22 protein-coding genes and 3 tRNA genes are annotated in these 22118 nt (G+C 70.4%); 18 read left to right on the forward strand and 7 right to left on the reverse strand.

Features of this window, described 5'->3' with window-relative positions; all coding sequences use genetic code 11:
• Positions 1–612 precede the first annotated feature (612 nt).
• Together ACF1A5_RS00860 and ACF1A5_RS00865 are read left to right on the forward strand one after the other, a co-directional pair.
• On the forward strand, positions 613–1560 hold the full coding sequence (locus ACF1A5_RS00860) for a phosphotransferase family protein (protein ID WP_392190685.1): 948 nt from the start codon (positions 613–615) through the stop codon (positions 1558–1560).
• Between the two features lie 737 nt (positions 1561–2297).
• Positions 2298–2831: a hypothetical protein gene (locus tag ACF1A5_RS00865; RefSeq protein ID WP_392190686.1), complete on the forward strand. Its 534-nt coding sequence runs from the start codon at positions 2298–2300 to the stop codon at positions 2829–2831.
• Between the two features lie 156 nt (positions 2832–2987).
• On the opposite strand, the gene ACF1A5_RS00870 is transcribed toward ACF1A5_RS00865, so the two are convergent.
• The gene (locus ACF1A5_RS00870) at positions 2988–3518 is read right to left on the reverse strand and encodes a hypothetical protein (protein WP_392190687.1); all 531 of its coding nucleotides are present in this window, start codon (positions 3516–3518) and stop codon (positions 2988–2990) included.
• Positions 3519–3882: 364 nt separating this feature from the next.
• Between ACF1A5_RS00870 and ACF1A5_RS00875 the strand changes: the two genes are divergently transcribed.
• Positions 3883–5046: a PP2C family protein-serine/threonine phosphatase gene (locus tag ACF1A5_RS00875; protein WP_392190688.1), complete on the forward strand. Its 1164-nt coding sequence runs from the start codon at positions 3883–3885 to the stop codon at positions 5044–5046.
• A 275-nt stretch (positions 5047–5321) separates the two neighbouring features.
• On the opposite strand, the gene ACF1A5_RS00880 is transcribed toward ACF1A5_RS00875, so the two are convergent.
• Positions 5322–5924, reverse strand: coding sequence for a cation transporter (locus ACF1A5_RS00880; RefSeq protein WP_392190689.1), 603 nt, complete (start codon positions 5922–5924; stop codon positions 5322–5324).
• 442 nt (positions 5925–6366) lie between these two features.
• Positions 6367–6957, reverse strand: coding sequence for a hypothetical protein (locus ACF1A5_RS00885; protein ID WP_392190690.1), 591 nt, complete (start codon positions 6955–6957; stop codon positions 6367–6369).
• Positions 6958–7394: 437 nt separating this feature from the next.
• On the opposite strand from ACF1A5_RS00885, the gene ACF1A5_RS00890 reads away from it, so the two are divergent.
• Both ACF1A5_RS00890 and ACF1A5_RS00895 read left to right on the forward strand, forming a co-directional pair.
• Complete coding sequence (locus tag ACF1A5_RS00890) at positions 7395–8852, forward strand: FG-GAP repeat protein (protein ID WP_392190691.1); 1458 nt, start codon at positions 7395–7397, stop codon at positions 8850–8852.
• 124 nt (positions 8853–8976) lie between these two features.
• Positions 8977–9189: a hypothetical protein gene (locus ACF1A5_RS00895; protein WP_392190692.1), complete on the forward strand. Its 213-nt coding sequence runs from the start codon at positions 8977–8979 to the stop codon at positions 9187–9189.
• A gap of 151 nt (positions 9190–9340) precedes the next feature.
• Here the strand turns inward: ACF1A5_RS00895 and ACF1A5_RS00900 are convergent, their stop codons facing one another.
• Positions 9341–9997, reverse strand: a complete 657-nt coding sequence (locus ACF1A5_RS00900; protein WP_392190693.1) for an SDR family oxidoreductase — start codon at positions 9995–9997, stop codon at positions 9341–9343.
• 152 nt (positions 9998–10149) lie between these two features.
• Positions 10150–11433, reverse strand: coding sequence for an amidohydrolase family protein (locus tag ACF1A5_RS00905; RefSeq protein WP_392190694.1), 1284 nt, complete (start codon positions 11431–11433; stop codon positions 10150–10152).
• Positions 11434–11758: 325 nt separating this feature from the next.
• Between ACF1A5_RS00905 and ACF1A5_RS00910 the strand changes: the two genes are divergently transcribed.
• The 6 genes from ACF1A5_RS00910 to ACF1A5_RS00935 all read left to right on the forward strand — a co-directional run bounded on the left by ACF1A5_RS00910 (position 11759) and on the right by ACF1A5_RS00935 (position 14441).
• Positions 11759–11831: transfer RNA gene (locus ACF1A5_RS00910), tRNA-Thr, on the forward strand.
• Positions 11832–11877: 46 nt separating this feature from the next.
• Positions 11878–11950 (forward strand) — tRNA-Met (locus ACF1A5_RS00915).
• An 88-nt stretch (positions 11951–12038) separates the two neighbouring features.
• Positions 12039–12203, forward strand: coding sequence for a 50S ribosomal protein L33 (gene rpmG, locus ACF1A5_RS00920; RefSeq protein WP_003948671.1), 165 nt, complete (start codon positions 12039–12041; stop codon positions 12201–12203).
• A 149-nt stretch (positions 12204–12352) separates the two neighbouring features.
• Positions 12353–12805: a MaoC family dehydratase N-terminal domain-containing protein gene (locus ACF1A5_RS00925; protein ID WP_392190695.1), complete on the forward strand. Its 453-nt coding sequence runs from the start codon at positions 12353–12355 to the stop codon at positions 12803–12805.
• A gap of 7 nt (positions 12806–12812) precedes the next feature.
• Positions 12813–13241, forward strand: a complete 429-nt coding sequence (locus ACF1A5_RS00930) for a MaoC family dehydratase (RefSeq protein WP_392190696.1) — start codon at positions 12813–12815, stop codon at positions 13239–13241.
• A gap of 144 nt (positions 13242–13385) precedes the next feature.
• Positions 13386–14441, forward strand: a complete 1056-nt coding sequence (locus ACF1A5_RS00935; RefSeq protein ID WP_392190697.1) for a UDP-N-acetylmuramate dehydrogenase — start codon at positions 13386–13388, stop codon at positions 14439–14441.
• Between the two features lie 113 nt (positions 14442–14554).
• Here ACF1A5_RS00935 and ACF1A5_RS00940 read toward each other — a convergent pair whose 3' ends face one another.
• Both ACF1A5_RS00940 and ACF1A5_RS00945 read right to left on the reverse strand, forming a co-directional pair.
• Positions 14555–15595, reverse strand: a complete 1041-nt coding sequence (locus ACF1A5_RS00940; protein ID WP_392190698.1) for an adenosine deaminase — start codon at positions 15593–15595, stop codon at positions 14555–14557.
• A 139-nt stretch (positions 15596–15734) separates the two neighbouring features.
• Positions 15735–16961: a pyridoxal phosphate-dependent aminotransferase gene (locus tag ACF1A5_RS00945; protein WP_392190699.1), complete on the reverse strand. Its 1227-nt coding sequence runs from the start codon at positions 16959–16961 to the stop codon at positions 15735–15737.
• A 262-nt stretch (positions 16962–17223) separates the two neighbouring features.
• Between ACF1A5_RS00945 and ACF1A5_RS00950 the strand changes: the two genes are divergently transcribed.
• From ACF1A5_RS00950 to rplJ, 7 genes are all read left to right on the forward strand, one after another.
• Positions 17224–17296 (forward strand) — tRNA-Trp (locus tag ACF1A5_RS00950).
• 110 nt (positions 17297–17406) lie between these two features.
• A complete protein-coding gene (secE, locus tag ACF1A5_RS00955) occupies positions 17407–17688 on the forward strand; it encodes a preprotein translocase subunit SecE (RefSeq protein ID WP_356189359.1) in 282 nt (93 codons plus the stop codon).
• A gap of 81 nt (positions 17689–17769) precedes the next feature.
• Entirely contained in the window at positions 17770–18621 is an 852-nt protein-coding gene (gene nusG, locus ACF1A5_RS00960) for a transcription termination/antitermination protein NusG (protein WP_392190700.1), read from the forward strand.
• Between the two features lie 195 nt (positions 18622–18816).
• Complete coding sequence (rplK, locus tag ACF1A5_RS00965) at positions 18817–19251, forward strand: 50S ribosomal protein L11 (protein WP_033528316.1); 435 nt, start codon at positions 18817–18819, stop codon at positions 19249–19251.
• A 101-nt stretch (positions 19252–19352) separates the two neighbouring features.
• Positions 19353–20078, forward strand: coding sequence for a 50S ribosomal protein L1 (gene rplA / locus ACF1A5_RS00970; RefSeq protein WP_392190701.1), 726 nt, complete (start codon positions 19353–19355; stop codon positions 20076–20078).
• A 153-nt stretch (positions 20079–20231) separates the two neighbouring features.
• Entirely contained in the window at positions 20232–21164 is a 933-nt protein-coding gene (locus ACF1A5_RS00975) for a hypothetical protein (RefSeq protein ID WP_392190702.1), read from the forward strand.
• 360 nt (positions 21165–21524) lie between these two features.
• Positions 21525–22055, forward strand: a complete 531-nt coding sequence (rplJ, locus tag ACF1A5_RS00980; protein WP_356189350.1) for a 50S ribosomal protein L10 — start codon at positions 21525–21527, stop codon at positions 22053–22055.
• Positions 22056–22118: the final 63 nt, after the last annotated feature.

Below are 22118 nucleotides of genomic sequence, written 5' to 3' on the forward strand. Positions count from 1 at the left end.
CGTTCTCGGAACCCTCTCCGGGGTTCCCCGCCACTCCCCGCCGGTCGCTGCCTCAGGCTGGCCCGATGATCTTTTACGGAGTCCCCTCAAGCGATGCCGTAGCCATGAGGATGGGCGGCGTTCCTCGTGCTGCTGCCACGGCTCTGGGCGCGCAGTGGAGTGCAGATGGAGGCCACCGACAGAGCTTCTCCGAGGCCGCGGGCGGCCCTTCGCCGTGCGCCCTGGTCAAGGGCCGCCTCCCGCCCCGCCCACGATCCTGCAAGGTCGAGTTCGGCCTGCGTCCCGGGCGGGGCACGGCCGGATTAGCGGTAGGGGGCTGCGGCCGACGGACGCCGCAGTGCATGGTGCCCGTCGGGGGTCCCCGCGCAGTGGCCGGACGCGGCCGTCGGCGGGCGACGGCCGCCAGTGTACGAAGAACAGCCACTGTCGGCTCCGGATATGCAGGATCCGCCGGCACTCTTCCGCCGTATACGCGTGGCGGACCGCACGGCGTCCGGCAGCGCTCCGTCACCGGGTGTCGCGCGGGCGAGGGGCCTACCGTGGGAGATGGTCCCGGCGTCGGCCCCGCCGACCGGCCGGTCGTTCACGCCGGGGGGCGGAAGGAGGCACGAGATGTCCGATGCGATACGGGACACCACGGCCCGGCGCGTACGACATTTCGTCGACGCCGGATATCCCGACGCCGGGCCCGTCGAGGCGGCGGTGGAGGGAGCCGTCTACCGACTCGGGGACGGAACGGTGGCCAAGGTGTGGGAGCGCCGACGGGGATCCGAACTGCGGCGGATGCAGCGTTTCTACGCCGATGCCGCGGCGCACCTGCCGTTCGGCTCCCCGGAGATCCTCGCCGTCGAGGACATCGACGGTGTCCCGATGACCGTGGAGCGGGAGCTGGCCGGCGAGCCCTTGGCGGGCAGGATCCGCACCGACGACCCGGACGAGGTGCTGCCCGAAGCGGTCGACTGCCTGGTCGGCGTGCTGCGCGCCCTCGCGGACGCCCATGACGTCGACGAGGTCAAGCACCTTCCTGTGCTGGACGAGGAACGCCCGCTGTGGGAAGGCCACACCACTTTCGGATCCGCCCTGGCGGACCTGGTGGACCGGCGGGTCAGCCGGTGCGCGGACCGGCTCTCCGCGCAAGTCCGCGACTTCGACGACACGCGCGCCCGGCTGCTTCGGAAGCTGCGCTCGCTGCCCCGTACCGACGAGGCGGTCGTCCACGGTGACGTCTTCCCGGAGACCGTGCTGGTGGACGACGACCTGCGGCCGCTCGCCCTCGTGGACTACGGCTTCCTGTCCACGGGCGGGGACCCCCGGTTCGACGCCGCCGTGGCCGCGGCCATCTTCCCGGCGGGCACCGAGCACGCCCCGGAGATCACCCGGCAGCTCACCACGCGCTTCGCCGACGAGTTCGGCTACGCGGTCGACGACCTCCTGCTGTACCGGGCCGCCTATGCGATGGCCACGAGCGACGCCTTCGCGCCGGGCGGTGGTGACGAGCACTTCGCCTGGTGCGTCACCGTGCTCGAGGACCCGGCCGTCGCCGAGTCCCTGCACCGGTGACGCACCGCGGGCAGCCGGCAGCCGGGAAGTTCCGGTGACGGTGTGTGCGGTGCCCTACGATCCCGAGCGGATCCAGGGGCACATGGCCCTGGGGTCGAGCGGCCGTTCCCTCTGCCGATGACGCTCGAGGAGGCCACGAAGACAGCGGGTGGATGGTCGAGCGGAAGGTCGGGGTTCCAAGCAGTCAGGCACTGCGCGCTTGATACAAACAGCGGCTGGGGTACTAGGGCCGCTCGCCCGGGTGCGAGGCAAGGCGTGACTGATCCCCCGAGCGTCCCAGCTGCTTCTGGTGCTGGGACGGGCTCATCGTCCGGGATGCCGGCATCCCCGCCATGGTCCGGGTCGTCGATGACCTCGTTGCCACCGGCGACTACAAAGAACCCCTTCGCGCACTCGGACCGGAGGATGACCGGGACGACCAACCCCGCGCCGCACGGTCCCTCGCGGTCGCGGAAAGGCATGGGCCGGGATACCGCAGGCCTCGTACCAGGCCGTTGTCAGCGTCCCAAGCTAGCTTGCCTACTGGGATGAGACCGGTCAGAGAACCTTCGAGGTCCGCGGTCAAGGGGGGTGGGCACAAAGGTCCCCGGGAGCCACCTCGGGACTATGTTGCAGGCCGCAGACCCCACCCCCCTCTCACCCATCAACACGCTCGACAAGTCTGTTGGCGCTGGACGGGGGAGAACGCCCCTGATCCATGGTGGACGAGACGGAAACTGAGACAGGGTCTGGGGCGGTTGTCAGCTCTCGGAGCCAGCCTGACGGCTGTTGGGGCGCCGACCCGATGCCTCGCCGCCGACAGTACGACGAAGACCTGCGGTGTCACCTTCACCCTCGATCCCCGCGACCTGCGGAAGAACGCGTGGGCGGGGCAGTGGAAGGTCGCCGTCGACGCCTTCGACAAGGGCAACGGCGGCATCTCGCTGGATGCGTACAAGTACGCCTACATCCAGCGCTACTCGAAGCTCAGCGTCAACGCGTCGCCGGAGCCGGTCACCAAGGGCGCGGCCATCACCGTCACCGGCAAACTGACCCGTGCCAACTGGGAGACCCACGACTACCGGGGCTACACCGACCAGCCGGTCAAGCTGCAGTTCCGCAAGGCAGGAACAAGCACCTACACGACGGTCAAAACCGTCTACACCAACAGCACCGGCAACCTGAAGACCACCGTCACAGCCTCCAGCGACGGCTATTGGCGCTACTTCTTCTCCGGCACAAGCACTACTGCGACGGTCAAGACAGCCGGCGACTACGTCGACGTGCGGTAGAGACGCGCCTGATGGGCTGGCCACCCACCGGCGAAGACATGAGGACTGACTCAGGAGGAAGGCGTCCTGAGTCAGTCTTCTTACGTGTGGGGGTCCGGTCCTCCAGGCCTTTGGCGTGCAGTCGGTTCGGCTCCATACGCCCTAGGCGCCGCACCGTCAGTCACCAGCAAGAGCGTCGTAGATCGCCTCATCCAAGTGCTTGCGCAGTGGTGCAACCAGTCCGTTCCACAGATCCTCGCGCTCCTGCCTCGACGCCAGGTGTCCTAGCGCCACGTCGTGTCGTAGGAGCTCGCACTCGGTTGTCAGCCTCGAAGCGAGGCCGGTGACGTTGTCCGGTCCAACCTCGGCGATTTCGTGGCCGGTGTCGTGGACTCCGTAATACGCCTCGCTCAGCCGCACCATGTCGACCTCATCGGACATGATCGTCCGCCGAAACTCAGACAGCGAGTGCTGGAACAGCCGGTAGGAAGCTCGACGTGCTTCAGTCAACCAACGGTGGCGCTCGCGTTCGGACTGAGCGCGTACCGCCTCCAGCGCGCCCTGCTGCGTGAGTTGAGCTGCCTCTAAGGTCGCGCGGTGACTGATCTCGGCCTGGGCCAACATGGCTCGCATCTGCCACCTGGCTATGAGCACGCTCACCGGGACACCAGCGAGAGCCAGGATGGCCGCGACTCCGGAGAGATCCATAGCAGACCATCATGCGGTCTCAGGGTGGTGACCGTGAATGCCTCTCCTCATCTCATCCTCACGCGAGATTGAGCGCCCGGTCCCGAACCTCGACCCGCCGCACGACCTCCTGGTCAAGCTCCTCGCCTACGGTCGACGGCCGGGAAGCACGATGAGAGCGGCCGCGCCCGACGGAGCTGCTGCCCGACCGTACGTCGTGGAGACGTGGTGGGGTGCCTGGGAGGCGGCCGGTTCCCGGTCCGGACAAGATCCAGGTGAGGTGGGCCGACCCACGCGGTCTGTGAATGGGCCGGGCCGGGCCCCGTGCTGCCGAGGGCGGCGGGCTGGGGTGGAGACGTGGGTTTCAGCGAGGCAGGCTTGGTGCATGAAGCTCTTGCGCTCACCCCCGGTGCCAGGAGCAGGCGGTCACAACCGGGTCATCTTCACGCTGATGCAGTGTGTGCCCTATCTGATCGCGCTGGCTGTGCTGGTCATCGAACTCACGCCCGCGCACTTCATCTATACCGGCCCCTTCCTCACCGCGGTGCCGGCGCTGGCGGCAGTGACGTTGGGGCCCAGGGGCACCACTGCGGCGGCGGCCCTGGCGCTGGCGATCAGTGTGACCACCGCGACCTACAACGGGGCATGGGGCACCCTGCAGGTCTACAGCAACTTCCTGGCTCTTGCCTTGGTCTCCGCGGCCAGCTTCATCACCAGCCGCACCATGCAGGAGCGCAGGCAGAGAGAGCTCGACCAGGTCCGCCGGATCGCCGTGGCGGCCCAGGAGGTCGTGCTGCGACCCGTGCCCGCGCGCCTCGGGCCAGTGTTGGCCGGCAGCCTGTGCCTTGCGGCCGGGACGGGGGCCCGGGTGGGCGGTGATCTGTACGAGGCCGTACAGACGCGGTACGGCGTCCGGATGATAGTCGGGGACGTCCGGGGCAAGGGGCTGTCCGCGGTGCGAGCCGTCGCGGTGGCGCTGGGCGCGTTCCGGGAGGCCGTGCACTACGAGGACGACCTGGTGGAGGTCATGAACCACTGCTCGGCTGCGCTGCGACGGGAACTCGCCGTGCCGGGTGCGTATGGTCAGGAGGTTCTGCTGGAGGGGTTCACCACCGCGCTCATCGCGCAGGTGCCGGACGAACCCGTGGTGCAGCTGGTCAACCGTGGGCATCCGCCACCCCTGCTGCTGCACCAGGGCAGGACTGCACCACTGACGCCGAGCTTGCCGTTGCCGCCTCTCGGCCTCGAAGACCTCATCAGCGACATCCCCCTGAAGCCTGAGAGCTATGCGTTCACCTCTGGTGACCGTCTGTTGCTGTATACCGACGGCGTGATCGAGGCGCGCAACCGCGACAGCGAATTCTTCGCTCTGCCGGAGGCCATGGAGGGGATAGGCGTCGGCACCACGCCACCGGAGTTCCTGGAGCAGCTGCACCAGGCGTTGATCCGCCACACCGGTGGCGACCTGGCCGACGATGTGGCGATGATCCTGGCTGACCGGTTGAACGGCCTACCGGAGCCGTCTCCCGGCGGGGCGGACGTGGGGTGACGGTTGTCGGGGGCGGCGAAACCGCCCCCGTCACGCCGGAATCCCGGGCCTGATCCGTACGCGCGCGCCTTCGGTGCCGGTCCTCGTCGGCCCGGGCCTCATCGGTCCAGCCCTGGCCGGGGCGTACGACTCCCTGGCGCGGTGCCAGCGTTCCCCAGCCGGTCTGGGGCAGATGGCCGGGCGCGGGCGGCCGTCGGCGCCCCCGCTCAGGTCACAGCCTCGCCCGGCACCGACGTCCGTCCCTTCTCGCCCAGGATTCAGTGGTCGGCCAGGATTCAGTGGTCGGCGGAGAAGATTTCCCGGACCTCACGGACGGCGTAGTAGACCAGGACATAGCCGGCGGCGGGGTCCGCCCACCACCAGCCGAGGGTGGTGTTGAGGAGCAGGCCGAGCAGGACGGCGGCGGCCAGGAGCCCGTCGATGAGGGTGACGCGGCCCTCGGTCTTCAGAACAGGGTTGTCGAGGGCGGCTCCGGTGCGGGCCTTGCCCGCGGCGAGGGCGAACATGGCGGCCGCGGTGAGGGCGGTCCAGCCGATCCCGAGCGGGGAGTGGTGCGGCTGGAGGCCGGTGGCGAGGGCCCAGCTCGACTGGACGAGAAGGTACAGGGCGAGGGCGGCGAAACCGACGCCGATCAGCTTCAGGCCGCGGCGCCGGCGTACCTCGCCCGTGCCGGAGAGCTCCCAGATCACCACGGTCGAGGCGCCGATCTCGATCAGGGAGTCCAGACCGAATCCGGCCAGGGCCACCGACCGGGCGGAGAGCGCGGCGGTCGCCAGTACGACGATGCCGGCGACGTTCCAGCCCAGGGTGGTGTACTCCAGGGCGAAGCCGCGGCGGATCAGGGTGGCGCGGTTGGTCTCCGTAATGGTGTTGGTCACCGGGCCAGTCTCCAGCGTCGGTCGGTGGCGGCCCCGGTCAGGCCGAGCAGACCCGCAGTGCGCGGGCCGAGCGTCCTCTGCGTCGCTACCGGAGCCGGGGCTCGGCGGGTGGCGGCGGGACGGTGGGCTGCGGCGGAAGCCGGTCGGTCATGGTCCCCCAGAGGTGTCGGAGCTGGAGGCCCCACCGGCACGCGGCGGGGCCGGGCGGGAGCGGCCAGGCCCTCTCTTTCGGATCTTGCCGGGGTCGTGGCGTCCGGCACGCACATCTGCCGCGTTGTCGTCACTCGCCGACTCCCCCGAGCTCTCGGCTGCGCTCGGGCAGGGGGACCCCCATCGCGTCGACTCCTTCCTCCGCCCTGCATCTGCACGCACCGGACGCCGCTCGGGCACCTCGGAAGGCACCGTCGCCCGGAGCCGGCCCGATCCGAAAGAAAGGCCCGCCCTAGTCCCAGCCGCCGAGAAGACCGGCGTTCAGCTGCGTCTGGCAGATGTTGTAGCCACCGGCGGCGTGACCCTTCTTCGTCTTGCCGCCGATGGTGACCGAGCAGTTGATGTCGCCGGAGCCCTGCAGCTGCGCCGTCACGCTGTAGTACATGGCGTCCTTGTTCACCGGCAGGGTGGCCTCGAACTTGCCGCTGGCGAACTTGCCCTTGCGGTTGTCGCTGTCGGAGCCGTAGGTGATGTCGAGCGAGCCGAGGGCGCCGGCGGGCGCGGTGCCCCACACCTTGAACACGACGGTCTTCTTGGCGCTGTCCTTCTTGGTGTCGTCGGCCTTGCTCTTGCCGGCGCTCTTGCCGCCGGCCTTGCCGGCGGCCGGCTTCTCCTGCTTGGACGCGGAGGTGGCCGACTTGGAGTCGTCCGACTTGCCGGAGCCACCACCGGAGACGGCGGAGACGATGCCGATCAGGACGACGACGCCGAGGCAGCCCAGGCCCGCGATCTTGCCCTTGCCCTTCTTCTTCGGCGGCTGGGGCGGCGGCGCGCCCCATCCCTGCTGCGGGTCGGGCTGCTGCGGGTACGGCTGGTGGCTCATGATGTCCCCTCGAGATATGGCTTGCATGTGTCCGACTCGTGAAAGTTCCGTGTGGTTGCATGCCTGAGGCAACTTCACCCGATCGTGACCAAGTCCGAAGCAACGTCCACCCCGCACATGACGTCCGGGACGTGACAGCGCCGTGGGGGCGGCCACCGCCGCAGGGCTTGGTCACCTCGTTCCGTGCCGGACGCACGGCGCACATGGGTCGGCGGAAAGTCGCAGCTCCGTGTGGTGCGGCGAAGGGATCGGGGAAACCTGCGGCTCGTGGGCAACCACAGCCCCGTCCCGGTGGTCTGGGATACGCCATCGCTGTTCCGCGTCGCGAGCGAGGACCGATGAGGAATCGGCAGACCTCGGGCGGGCGGGGACCGCGTGGCACTCCCAATGGCTCGGGGCGCCGTCCGGTGCCCCCGCATGCACTGGAGAACGCCCGCATGCACACACGTATACGTCTCGCCCTGGCGACGGCCGCGGCCGCGGCCCTCACCGGCAGCCTGCTGACGGCGGCCGCCGGCACCGCATCCGCGGCAGGCTCCGGCCTGCAGGGCGACTTCAACGGGGACGGCTACCGCGACGTCGCCATGTCCGCCCCGTACGCCACCGTGAGCGGCAAGTCCAACGCGGGCCAGATCGCCGTGATGTACGGATCGGCGAGCGGTCTGAAGGCCACCAGCCGTACGCTCATCAGCCAGGACTCCACCGGTGTCCCGGGCGCCGCGGAGACGAACGACTTCTTCGGCCGGGCCACCGCGGCCGGCGACTTCAACGGCGACGGCTACGCGGACCTCGCCGTGGGCGCCCCCGGTGAGGACGTCGGCAGCGACACCGACGGCGGCACCGTCGCCATCGTCTGGGGCTCCGCCTCCGGCCTCTCCGGCGCCACCACGGTCACCGACCCGAACCCCACGGGCCAGGACAAGTTCGGGCAGTCCCTGGCGGCCGGTGACTTCGACCCCGACGGCAAAATGGACCTGGCGGCCGGCGGCACCTCCGCCAAGGTGTGGATCTTCCGGGGCGGCTTCACCAAGTCCGGTGGCACGGGCGGCAGCTACTACCAGCCGTTCAACATCATCAGTGGAAGCGGCGCCGGAGCCCTGCACCTGGTCACCGCCGACTTCAACGGCGGCGGCGGAGACGACCTGATCGTCAACGGCTACAACGCCTCCACCCAGTACGACACCAACATCCTCATCTACGCCTCGCCCACCGGCACCAAGCTGGAAGGCGGCTCCGAGGAGAACCTGGCGCCCGGCTTCATCACCGCCACCGGGGACCTCAACGGCGACGGCAAGGACGACCTCGTCATCGGCGAGACCTGGGACGACGGCATCTCCGGCGCCACCAAGGGCGGCAAGATCAACGTCATCTACGGCAACGACTACAGCGGCTACTCGACCGTCTCCATCAGCCAGGGCACCTCCGGCGTCCCCAGCGACCCGGAGACCGGCGACGCCTTCGGCTGGGAGGTCTCCACCGGCGACATCAACGGCGACGGCTACGCCGACATCGCCGTCGGCGCGCCCGCCGAGAACATCACCACCGGCACCACCTCGGTGACCGACGCCGGCGCGGTCACCGTCCTCTACGGGTCCGCCTCCGGCGTCACCACCACCGGCAGCCAGTACTTCCACCAGAACACCACCGGCGTGCCCGGCGGCAACGAGGCGTCCGACAACTTCGGCGGCGAGGTCTTCCTGTCCGACGTCAACGGCGACCACAAGGCCGACCTGACCGTGGGCGCCAACGGCGAGAACGACTGGAACGGCAGCGTCGTCGGCCTTCTCTCCGACGGCGGGAGGATCGGCACCGGCGGCGCGGTCTCCTTCGGCCCGTCCAACGTCGGCGTCTCCACCAGTGGCCGCCCCGAGTTCGGCAGCATCATGGCCGGCTGATCCGCTCCGTACCGGCAGCCGCTCCGTGCGACTGCGCCCCGGCGGACCGCTCCGTACCGAATCGGTCCCCCGGCACCGCTTCGTCCCCGGTGGCGATGTCGGTGCCGGGCAGCACACTGGAGCCATGTCGCCCCGTCGCAGGTCCTGTCCCGTGTGCCGTCGTGAGATCGCCGTCGTCGCCGGGCGGTTCGCGCGGCACGACCCGCCCGGGGCGCGGGGCAACGGGGAGCTGACGTCCTGCCCCGGGTCGCGCCGCACGGCGCAACTCGGGGCGGAGCAGCCGTCGTTGGACGGCCATGTGGTTCCCGAGTTCCCCGGGCAGTTGCCGTTGTTCTAGCGAGCGTGCGGACGGATGCCGATGAGCGCGGGCGGGCGACCCCGCCGTCCCGCGCCGTGCCCTCCACCGCCAACCTCAGTCGACCGCGACGGCCTTGACCGACGCCACAGTCCTCAGTTGCCCGCCACGGACTTCACCGCCGCCGCAGTCCTCAGTTGCCCGCCACGGACTTCACCGCCACCGACACCGGCGTCGACCCGCCGACCAGTTCCAGGGTCAGGCCGCTCGTCGCCGGCGTGTCCACCAGCTCGGCCAGGACGGCGGCCACGTCGTCGCGCGGGATAGGGCCGCGGCCGGTGTGGGCCTCCAGGCGTACGAGACCGGTGCCCGCGTCGTTCGTCAGCGCGCCGGGCCGCAGGATCGTCCAGTCCAGGTCCCGCAGACCGCGGACGTGGTCGTCCGCCTCCCCCTTGGCACGCAGGTACGCGTCGAAGACCTCGTCGCCCTGGTGCCCCGAGTCCGCGCCCATCGACGACACGACCACGTGCCGCCGTACGCCCGCCCGGACCGCCGCGTCCGCGAACAGGATCGCCGCGCCCTTGTCCACGGTGGCCTTGCGGTCCGCACCGCTGCCCGGGCCCGCGCCCGCCGCGAACACCGCCGCGTCCGCGCCCCGCAGCCGCTCCGCGACGTCCTCGACCGAAGCCGACTCCAGGTCGAGCACGATCGGTTCGGCACCCGCCGCCCGCAGGTCGTCGCCCTGCTCGGCACGGCGGATGATGCCCGCGGCCTCGTCCCCGCGCGCGGCGAGCAACCGCTCCAGCCGCAACGCGATCTGTCCATGACCCCCAGCGATGACTATGCGCATGTTTCCGACCGTACGCCCGGACGGCCGCATTCGCCGCACGACTTCGGCCCCGCCCCATGGCCACCGTCGCAGCCCACAGGCACCCTCACAGGCATCCGACGCCCCGCCGGTGCGCTCCCAGGACGCTCGCCACGACCCCGACGCCCCTACGACTACGACAACTCCCCCCGCCCCTGCCGCGGCAGCCCCAGCTCCACCGTCGTCGCCGAGTCGCAGAACTCGCGTACCGCGCTGGTCCGGGCCACCACGCGCCCCCGGTGCACCACGATGCGGCTGTACGCGAGGGAGAGCGCGCCCGCCAGCCGGTCGCCGCGCACCGCGAGCAGTTCGGCGGGGAAACCGGCCTCCACCCGCACCTCGGGCAGGCCGAGCACCGCGCGGGCCGCCGCGCTCACCGTGTCGTAGGCGTCCTCGGGGGGCAGACCGTGGCGGGAGGCCAGCAGGTAGGCCGCCTCCAGGGGGTCCCCGCGTCCCACCGGATTGGCCACGTCCCGCAGGGCGCCGCTGCCGGCGGCCACCCGGACCCCGGCCGCCCGCAGCAGCCGTACCGGAGCCGTCCCGCGGCCCTCGGCGGCCCCGCAGCCGCCCTGCGGCAGGCACACCACCGACACGCCGGCGGCGGCGAGTTGGTCGGCGGTGCGCGAGGCCACCTCGGCGGGCAGGCGCGTGAGGCCGCCGCACGGGCCGAGCGCCACTCCGGGGCGCAATCCGCCCGCCATCGCCGCGATGCGGGTCAGGCGGGCCGGGTCGGTGCCGTCGGTGTGCAGGTCCACGGGGCAGCCGTGCTCGGAGGCGACCTCGAGGACCGCCTCGACGTAGCCGATGGGATCGGGGTCCACGTCGGGGCAGCCGCCGACCACGCACGCGCCCATCTTCAGCGCGTCCCGCAGCACCGCCAGCCCGTCCGCGCCGGCCGTCCCGGTCAGTACGCGGGGGACCGCCACCGTCGTCAGCTCGGTGAGCCCGCGCAGGGCCCGCCGCGCGCGCAGGACGGCGGTCAGGGCGCCCAGCCCCTGGACGTCGCCCACCCGCACGTGCGAGCGCAGCGCGGTCGCGCCGTGGCCCAGTTGCAGCAGCGCGGCCTCGGTGGCGCGGCGCTGGACGTCCTCGGGGCCGTCCGAGACCGGCCCGCCGCTGTCGGCGGTCAGCGCCGTGTCGCCGTGCGCGTGGGGCTCGGCCGGGGCCGGCAGGAGCAGGTAGCCGTCGAGGTCCACCCGGGGCACGGCGCCGCGCGCGGCCTCCGCGGCACGGCCGCCGCCCGTGCCGAGGCTGCCGGCCGTGCCGACCGCCTCGATGCGCCCGCCGGCCAGCCGTACGTCCACGGTCCGCCCGTCGGTCAGCCGTGCCCCGCACAGCAGCAGGCCGCCCGGGTCGGGCCGCCCCCAGGAACCGGACGAGGAGGACGAGTCGGGCGGCTGCGGCTCACTGTCGGGCATCGTGCTCCAGAAACGAGGTGTCAGGCGTCGTGCGGCGGCTCTCCGGCGGCGGAGGTGCTCCGGCCGCTTTCGCGGATGGTCCGGTTTGCGGGTGGTCTGGTGCTCGGACGCGTGGCCGCGCCGGCGGAGGCAAGATCACGCAGAGTGAGTCGAGCCTAGGATGGCTCCCCTCCTGGAAGGGGGAGGAGCGCAATAGTCGTACCGGTGTGGTCCGGAGGTCGACGGGCCCGGACGGCGGCCGAGAGGGGCGGGTGACGGTGCCGGACAGGTGCCCCGAAACGGATTTGGGCGAACGGCCACCGACCGTGTAATGTCTTCATCGCTCGCCCCAATAGCTCAGTCGGCAGAGCGTCTCCATGGTAAGGAGAAGGTCAACGGTTCGATTCCGTTTTGGGGCTCTGGTGTGAGAGGTACCCGCTGCGAGGCGGGGCCCGATCGCATCGCAGCGGTGTAGCTCAGTCGGTAGAGCAAGCGGCTCATAATCGCTGTGTCACCGGTTCAAGTCCGGTCACCGCTACTGACAGTAGCCGATTGCGGGGTCGGTCCTTCGATCGGCTACTCTTTCTTGCGTTGAATAACCTATCCGTTCGTCAAGGAGCACTCACGTGGCTGCCACCGACGTCCGCCCGAAGATCACGCTGGCCTGCGTGGAGTGCAAGGAGCGGAACTACATCACCAAGAAGAACCGGCGTAACAACCCGGACCGTCTTGAGATGAAGAAGCACTGCCCGCGTTGCAACGCGCACACCGCGCACCGCGAGACGCGATAAATCAGGCTCATCCATGAGGCCGCCCCCGCATGCGGGGGCGGCCTCATGGTGTTTCCTCATCCTGTTCCGTCCCGATCCACCATGAGCCACCCCGATCCATCTCGATCCATCCCGTTCAACCGCACGTGACATCAGGAGGTGCCGAGCCCATGGCGCTCGACCAGTCCTTCGTGGGGCGGTCCTACCCGCCCACCGCCCCCTACGAGGTGGGCCGGGAGAAGATCCGGGAGTTCGCGGAGGCCGTGGGGGACGCCAACCCGGCCTACACGGACCCGGAGGCCGCCAAGACGCTCGGCCACCCCGACGTGATCGCCCCGCCCACCTTCGTGTTCGCGATCACGTTCAAGGCCGCGGGACAGGTCGTCGAGGACCCGCAGCTCGGCCTCGACTACAGCCGCGTGGTGCACGGCGACCAGAAGTTCGCCTACACCCGCCCCGTGCGCGCCGGTGACCGCCTGGCGGTCACCTCCACCATCGAGGCGATCAAGTCGCTGGCCGGCAACGACATCCTGGACATCCGCGGCGAGGTGCACGACGAGGCGGGCGAGCACGTCGTGACCGCCTGGACCAAGCTCGTGGCCCGCGCGGCCGAGGAGGCGTGAGCAACCCATGACGGCGAAGATTTCGTACGCCGACGTCGAGGTCGGCACCGAGCTGCCGGCGCAGACCTTCCCCGTGACCCGCGCCACCCTCGTCCAGTACGCGGGCGCCTCCGGTGATTTCAACCCCATCCACTGGAACGAGCGGTTCGCCAAGGAGGTCGGGCTGCCGGACGTCATCGCGCACGGCATGTTCACCATGGCCGAGGCGATCCGCGTGGTCACCGACTGGACGGGCGACCCGGGCGCGGTCGTCGAGTACGGCGTCCGCTTCACCAGGCCCGTCGTCGTCCCGGACGACGACAAGGGCGCCACGATCGAGGTCAGCGGCAAGGTGGCGGCCAAGCTCGACGACAACACCGTGCGCGTGGACCTGACGGCCACCAGCGGCGGCCAGAAGGTGCTGGGCATGTCGCGGGCCGTCGTGCGGCTCGCCTGAGACGGTCCTACGGCGCGGGCCGTCGTACGGAGTCGCCCGAGGCGGTCGTACGGCCGGTCCGCAGGCCGTACGACCGCCTGGGGCCGCACGGCCGGCGGGCGCCGGGGAGCGGGGCCTTCGACGTCGTCTCGTAGTCTTGGGCGCGTGCAGGAACTCCACGACGCGCCCCTGGCCCCGCTGACCACCTTCCGGCTGGGCGGCCCCGCGACCCGGCTGATCACCGCGACGACCGACGCCGAGGTGATCGACGCCGTCCGCGAGGCCGACGCCGCCGGTGTCCCGCTGCTGGTCATCGGCGGCGGTTCGAACCTGGTCATCGGCGACAAGGGCTTCGACGGCACCGCCCTGCGCATCGCCACCACCGGCTTCGAGCTGACCGGCACGACGCTTGAGCTCGCCGCCGGCGAGGTGTGGGCCGACGCCGTCGCCCGCACCGTCGAGGCCGGACTCGCGGGCGTCGAGTGCCTGTCCGGCATCCCGGGCTCGGCCGGCGCGACCCCCATCCAGAACGTCGGGGCGTACGGCCAGGAGGTCTCCGCCACGATCACCGAGGTCGTCGCCTACGACCGCCGGGCAGGCGAGACGGTGACCCTCACCAACGAGGAGTGCGCCTTCTCCTACCGCCACAGCCGCTTCAAGGCGGACCCCGAACGGTACGTGGTGCTGCGCGTCCGCTTCCTGCTGGAGGACGCGGACGGGCTGTCCGCGCCCCTCAGGTACGCCGAGACGGCCCGCGCGCTCGGCGTGGAGCCGGGCGACCGGGTGCCGCTCGACACCGCGCGCGAGACCGTGCTGAAGCTGCGTGCCGGGAAGGGCATGGTGCTGGACCCCGAGGACCACGACACCTGGTCGGCCGGGTCCTTCTTCACCAACCCGATCCTCACGGACGCCGAGTTCGACGCCTTCCGCGCGCGTGTGGGGGAGCGGCTGGGCGACGGCGTCGAGCCGCCCGCGTACCCGGCGGGACAGGGGCACACCAAGACCTCGGCGGCCTGGCTGATCGACAAGGCGGGCTTCACCAAGGGGTACGGCACCGGGCCCGCCCGCATCTCCACCAAGCACACCCTCGCCCTCACCAACCGCGGGGCGGCCACCACCGAGGACCTGCTCACGCTGGCCCGTGAGGTGGTCACCGGGGTCCGCGAGGCGTTCGGCATCACCCTGGTCAACGAGCCGGTGACGGTGGGCGTGAGCCTCTAGCACCCCCTGCCCCCTGCCGTCTGCCGGACGCGGACGCCGCCCCGGCCGCCCTCCGTCCGTCGTCCCTGTTCCGCGGGCCCCCGGGGTCTGGCCGCCCGAACTCCCCGCCCGCCTCAGCCGACCGGCGTGCCGAGCCAGTCGTCGACGCCCGACAGCAGCTTGGCCCGGATGTCCTCCGGCGCCGCCGAGGCGCGGATCGACTGCCGGGCCAGCTCGGCCAGCTGCTCGTCCGTGAAGCCGTGGTGCCGACGGGCGATGTCGTACTGGGCGGCCAGCCGGGAGCCGAAGAGCAGCGGGTCGTCCGCGCCCAGGGCCATCGGCACGCCCGCCTCGAACAGGGTGCGCAGCGGGACGTCCTCGGGCTTCTCGTAGACGCCGAGCGCCACGTTCGACGCGGGGCAGACCTCGCAGGTCACGCCACGCTCGGCGAGGCGCCGCAGCAGACGCGGGTCCTCGGCCGCGCGCACCCCGTGCCCCACCCGGTGCGCGCTCAGGTCGTCCAGGCAGTCGCGGACCGAGGCCGGACCGGTCAGCTCGCCGCCGTGCGGGGCCGAGAGCAGCCCGCCGTCCCGGGCGATGGCGAAGGCGCGGTCGAAGTCCCGCGCCATGCCCCGCCGTTCGTCGTTGGAGAGGCCGAAGCCCACCACGCCCCGGTCCCGGTAGCGCACCGCGAGACGGGCCAGCGTGCGGGCGTCCAGCGGGTGCTTCATACGGTTGGCGGCCACCAGGACCCGCATGCCCAGGCCCGTCTCGCGCGACGCCGTCTCCACCGCGTCCAGGATGATCTCCAGCGCCGGGATCAGGCCGCCCAGGCGCGGCGCGTACGAGGTCGGGTCCACCTGGATCTCCAGCCACCCCGAGCCGTCGTTGAGGTCCTCCTCGGCCGCCTCCCGGACCAGCCGCCGGATGTCCTCCGGCTCCCGCAGGCACGCGCGCGCCGCGTCGTACAGCCGCTGGAAGCGGAACCAGCCCCGCTCGTCGGTCGCCCGCAGTCTCGGCGGCTCCCCGCTGAACAGCGCCTCGGTCAGCGCCTCGGGCAGTCGTACGCCGTACTTGTCGGCCAGTTCCAGCAGGGTGGTGGGCCGCATCGACCCGGTGAAGTGCAGGTGCAGATGGGCCTTCGGCAGCTGAGAGACATCACGTACACGCTCCATCCGAGGATCCTGCCGTACGTTCCCGGGCTCCCGGTAGCCGTTTCCCCGTTCGTGGTCTTGCTCGCACACAGGAGCGGCACGGACGAAGGGAGGGGCGGCGGGTGGTTGCCCGCTGCCCCTCCCTTCGAGGAGACGGACGTCAGTCCCGCGCCTCCGCCAGCAGCTTCTGGAGCCGGCTCACGCCCTCCACCAGGTCCTCGTCACCGAGGGCGTACGACAGCCGGAGGTAGCCCGGCGTGCCGAAGGCCTCGCCCGGGACGACCGCGACCTCGGCCTCCTCCAGGATGAGCGCGGCGAGCTCGACCGAGTTCTGCGGGCGCTTGCCGCGGATCTCCTTGCCGATCAGGGCCTTCACCGACGGGTACGCGTAGAAGGCGCCCTCCGGCTCGGGGCAGACCACGCCGTCGATCTCGTTGAGCATCCGCACGATGGTCCTACGGCGCCGGTCGAAGGCCTCACGCATCTTCGCGACCGCTTCCAGGTCGCCGGAGACCGCGGCCAGGGCCGCCGCCTGCGCGACGTTCGACACGTTCGAGGTGGCGTGCGACTGGAGGTTCGTCGCGGCCTTGACGACGTCCTTCGGGCCGATGACCCAGCCGACGCGCCAGCCGGTCATGGCGTACGTCTTGGCGACGCCGTTGACCACGACGCACTTGTCGCGCAGCTCGGGCAGGACCGCCGGCAGGGACACGGAGACGGCGTCGCCGTAGACCAGGTGCTCGTAGATCTCGTCGGTGAGCACCCACAGGCCGTGCTCCAGGGCCCAGCGGCCGACGGCCTCCGTCTCGGCCTCGGAGTACACCGCGCCGGTCGGGTTGGACGGCGACACGAAGAGGACGACCTTGGTCTTCTCCGTGCGCGCGGCCTCCAGCTGCTCCACGCTGACGCGGTAGCCGGTGGTCTCGTCCGCGACGACCTCCACCGGGACGCCACCGGCCAGGCGGATCGACTCCGGGTACGTCGTCCAGTACGGCGCCGGCACGATGACCTCGTCGCCCGGGTCGAGGATCGCGGCGAAGGCCTCGTAGATGGCCTGCTTACCGCCGTTGGTGACCAGGATCTGGGAGACGTCGGGCTCCCAGCCGGAGTCGCGCAGCGTCTTCGTGGCGATCGCGGACTTCAGCTCGGGCAGACCGCCGGCCGGGGTGTACCGGTGGTACTTCGGGTTCTTGCAGGCCTCGATCGCGGCCTCGACGATGTAGTCGGGAGTCGGGAAGTCGGGCTCACCGGCGCCGAAGCCGATCACCGGACGCCCGGCGGCCTTCAGGGCCTTCGCCTTGGCGTCCACGGCGAGGGTGGCGGACTCGGAGATCGCGCCGACTCGGGCGGAGACCCGGCGCTCGGTGGGAGGGGTTGCAGCGCTCATGCCGTCCATGGTTTCAGACCGGAAACGCACCCGGCACGCGGGTTTCACAGACTGAACAGGACGGGTCGAACCCCAGAACAACCGTCCGGATCCGGGCGCCGGGCTGGGCGATCTTCCGCCGGGCGGCCCCCGACGGGCGCTTTCTGTTCGACGACCGGCCCCGAACCACGTACACTCTCACCTCGTTGGCCTTCAGCAGCCGCAACCGCACCCGGTGCACACCGAGCATCCGGTCGGATGCGGTACGTTGGGGGACACACAGAGGGTCGTAGCTCAATTGGTAGAGCACCGGTCTCCAAAACCGGCGGTTGGGGGTTCAAGTCCCTCCGGCCCTGCTACACACACCTTCGCCAGGGATGTGTGCGCATGTACGTACAGCAATGCACCGCCGTGCGGCTCCGACCGGGCGCGGCACGGCCACGACCCGGAATCAGGTGAGGACGTAATGACGGACGCCGTGGGCTCCATCGACACGCCTGATGCCCAGGACGAGTTGCAGGAGAAGAAGGCCCGCAAGGGCGGCAAGCGGGGCAAGAAGGGCCCGCTGAAGCGCCTCGGTCTCTTCTACCGTCAGATCATCGCGGAACTGCGCAAGGTCGTCTGGCCCACGCGCGGCCAGCTCACGTCGTACACGACCGTGGTGATCTTCTTCGTTGCCATCATGATCGCCCTGGTGACCGTGATTGACTATGGGCTCAACCACGCGGCCAAGTACGTTTTCGGCTGAGCCAAGAGCGAAGGGCGCCGTGGATCCCGGCGCCCGTTTTCGCATGTTCCACCCCTATGTATCCAGGAAGAAGCAGCCACCGTGTCTGACCCGAACCTGAACGACGCCACCGAGCCTCGCGGGGAAGCCGTCGAGCCTGTGGATGTCGAGTCCGTGGACGACGAGCTCGACATCATCGAGGGCGCGGACGAGGTCGACGAGGCCGAGGCTGCCGAGGCCGCTGCGGGCGAGCCCGCCGAGGAGGCCGCCCTCCACATCGTGGACGAGGACGAGGTCGCCGAGGAGGCAGTCGCCGAGCAGGAGCCGGAGGAGGAGCTCGACCCGATCGAGAAGCTCCGCCAGGAACTGCGCGTGCTGCCCGGCGAGTGGTACGTCATCCACACCTACGCCGGCTACGAGAAGCGTGTGAAGGCCAACCTGGAGCAGCGCGCCGTCTCGCTCAACGTCGAGGACTTCATCTACCAGGCCGAGGTGCCCGAGGAAGAGATCGTCCAGATCAAGAACGGCGAGCGCAAGACCGTCCGGCAGAACAAGCTGCCCGGTTACGTCCTCGTCCGCATGGACCTGACGAACGAGTCCTGGGGCGTCGTCCGCAACACCCCGGGCGTCACCGGCTTCGTCGGCAACGCCTACGACCCGTACCCGCTGTCCCTGGACGAGATCGTCAAGATGCTCGCCCCGGAGGCCGAGGAGAAGGCCGCCCGCGAGGCCGCCGAGGCCGAGGGCAAGCCGGCCCCGCAGCGCAAGGTCGAGGTCCAGGTGCTGGACTTCGAGGTCGGCGACTCGGTCACCGTCACCGACGGCCCGTTCGCCACGCTCCAGGCGACCATCAACGAGATCAACCCGGACTCGAAGAAGGTCAAGGGCCTGGTGGAGATCTTCGGCCGCGAGACGCCGGTCGAGCTCTCCTTCGACCAGATCCAGAAGAACTGAGGTTCTTCCGGACCGAGTACTTCCGACCAGGTCAGACGGGCTGCGAATGCCGGTCTGACCTGCTCGGTTTTTGGCCGCGCATCCATACCCGTTATCGTTGTGCGGTATGCCTCCATCCGGATGATCCGGGCGATCACGCCCTGATCACCTCCCGGACGGCGGCGGACCACTCTCACTAAGGACCCGGAGAGAGCTATGCCTCCCAAGAAGAAGAAGGTCACGGGGCTCATCAAGCTCCAGATCCAGGCCGGCGCGGCCAACCCGGCCCCGCCGGTCGGCCCCGCGCTGGGTCAGCACGGCGTCAACATCATGGAGTTCTGCAAGGCCTACAACGCCGCGACCGAGTCGCAGCGTGGCTGGGTCATCCCGGTGGAGATCACGGTCTACGAGGACCGTTCCTTCACCTTCGTGACCAAGACGCCGCCGGCCGCCAAGATGATCCTCAAGGCCGCGGGCATCGAGAAGGGCTCCGGCGAGCCGCACAAGACCAAGGTCGCCAAGATCACCGAGGCGCAGGTCCGCGAGATCGCCACGACGAAGATGCCCGACCTCAACGCCAACGACCTGGACGCCGCCGCGAAGATCATCGCCGGCACCGCCCGTTCCATGGGCGTCACGGTCGAGGGCTGAGCCCCACCTTCGCAGAACATCTCGCGGCAGCGTCGCTGTCGCACGTGGAAGGGCCTGCTCGGCCCGTACCACGACTCCTTTCAGAACCCACAGGAGCAGTAGTGAGCAAGCGCAGCAAGGCTCTCAAGGCTGCGGACAACAAGATCGACCGGGAGAAGCTGTACGCCCCGCTCGAGGCTGTCCGTCTCGCCAAGGAGACCTCCACGACCAAGTTCGACGGCACCGTCGAGGTCGCCTTCCGTCTGGGTGTCGACCCGCGCAAGGCCGACCAGATGGTCCGTGGCACCGTGAACCTGCCGCACGGCACCGGCAAGACCGCCCGGGTCCTGGTCTTCGCGACCGGTGACCGTGCTGCGGCCGCGGAGGCCGCGGGCGCCGACATCGTCGGCTCCGACGAACTGATCGACGAGGTGGCGAAGGGCCGTCTGGACTTCGACGCCGTCGTCGCCACCCCGGACCTCATGGGCAAGGTCGGCCGCCTCGGCCGCGTGCTCGGTCCCCGTGGTCTCATGCCGAACCCCAAGACCGGCACCGTGACCCCGGACGTGGCCAAGGCCGTCACCGACATCAAGGGCGGCAAGATCGAGTTCCGCGTCGACAAGCACGCGAACCTCCACTTCATCATCGGCAAGACGTCGTTCGACGACAGCAAGCTGGTGGAGAACTACGGCGCCGCGCTGGAGGAGATCCTCCGTCTGAAGCCGTCCGCCGCCAAGGGTCGCTACATCAAGAAGGCCGCCATCAGCACCACGATGGGCCCCGGCATCCCGGTCGACTCGAACCGCACCCGCAACCTCCTCGTCGAGGAGGACCCGGCCGCGGTCTGAGCCTGAGGCTCGCCCAGTCGGACGACGGGCCCCGCACCTTCCGAGGTGCGGGGCCCGTCCCCTTTCTGTGCGATTTCCTGTGCGATTTCGCCCACGGGCGTCAGTGGCCTGCGCTAGCGTGCGGTGCACAGCAATCGCATAGGGGTGGGACGTATGACCAGCACGACCGTGCGCCGGGTGACGCTCTCGATCGCGGTGGTGACCGCGCTGACGGGCGTGGCCGCCTGCTCCTCGGGATCCTCCGGGGGCTCCGGCAGAGGCACGGCCGGCCAGGGCGTCACGCATGTCAGCCCCGTCGCCGCCCTGCGCTCCGCCGAGCGGTCGACCGACCGGGCCGACTCCGCCCGGGTCGAGATGACGACCAGCATCGGCACCATGATGTCGATGAAGGCGCACGGCACCGTGGGCTGGAGCCACGGCCTCACCGGCGACCTCACCATCGCGTACACCGGCGGCACCATGGCCGAGACGATGCGCCGGGTGGGCAGCACCTCGATGGAGGCCCGGTACCTGCCCGACGCCTTCTACGCGCGCATGGGCGAGCGGTTCGCCCAGCAGGCGGGCGGCAAGCACTGGCTCCGGTACGGGTACGCGGACCTCGCCGGGGTCGCCGGCGGCTCCGGAGCCTTCCTGAAGGACCAGATGCGCAACAACACCCCGAACCAGTCGGTGAAGCTGCTGCTGGCCTCCGGCGACGTCAAGAAGGCCGGTGAGGCCACCGTGCGCGGCCGGCACACCACCCACTACGCGGGCACGGTCGACGTCGCCGACCTCGTCGGCAAGAGCTCCCACCTCCCCGCGGACCAGCTCGCGGACCTGAAGAAGCAGCTCACCGCGGCCGGGGTGAGCACGGAGCGCGTCGACATCTGGGTCGACGACCAGAACCTGCTGGTCAAGCAGTCCTGCAAGGCGCGGATGGCCATGGGGGAGATGTCCCAGACCGCCTACTACACCGACTACGGCGTGCAGGTCTCCGCCCAGCGGCCCCCGGCGGGCGACACCGAGGACTTCAAGGACCTGCTGAAGAAGCAGGGCTCCACGCTCGGGGGCACGGGGACCGGGAGCGGCACCGGCGCGTCCTCCTGAGCGCGGCGCCGGGGAGCGGCCCGGGCTCGTCCCCAGAGGCACGTCCTCTCGGCGGGACGCCCGCGGCCGGCCCCGTACGGGCCGATTTGCCTGACGGGGAGCCGTTCACGTACTCTCCTACCGAAGCCAAAGACCGCTGGTCGTTGCCGCGCGCTCGTACGAGGGCGTGGTGGCCGAAGGATCCGCTGAAAATGCGGGCGACCCGCGCAGGTGACTGTGGAAGAACTCCCGGAGTGCGCGCCGACGCGCGTGTGCCCCGGTCGAGTCCGCCCCGTGCGCCTGCGCCCGGGGCGTTTCGTTTTCCCCAGTCCTCCTTCGGGTCCGCGCGGTCCGAATCACCCGGAAGGAGGCCGAGACTCTATGGCGAGGCCCGACAAGGCTGCTGCGGTTGCCGAGCTGACGGACAAGTTCCGCAGCTCCAGCGCCGCTGTGCTGACCGAGTACCGCGGTCTCACCGTGGCGCAGCTCAAGACGCTGCGTCGTTCGCTCGGTGAGAACGCCCAGTACGCCGTGGTGAAGAACACGCTGACCAAGATTGCGGCCAACGAGGCCGGGATCACGCTGGACGACCAGCTCTTCGCTGGTCCGACGGCCGTCGCCTTCGTCACCGGTGACCCGGTGGAGTCGGCGAAGGGTCTGCGCGACTTCGCCAAGGACAACCCGAATCTCGTCATCAAGGGCGGTGTCCTTGACGGCAAGGCGCTCAGCGCCGACGAGATCAAGAAGCTTGCGGACCTCGAGTCCCGCGAGGTTCTGCTCTCCAAGCTGGCCGGTGCCTTCAAGGGGAAGCAGTCCCAGGCTGCCTCCGTCTTCCAGGCGCTGCCGTCGAAGCTCGTCCGCACCGTGGACGCGCTTCGTGCCAAGCAGGACGAGCAGGGCGGTGCCGAGTAATTCGGCTCGCTTTCCGATCCTCGCCGCGTGAGGTGAGGGTCGATGCGGGCCCGACGTACGCCC

The organism is Streptomyces sp. NPDC014864 (genome assembly GCF_043081525.1).
Classification (GTDB): Bacteria; Actinomycetota; Actinomycetes; order Streptomycetales; family Streptomycetaceae; genus Streptomyces.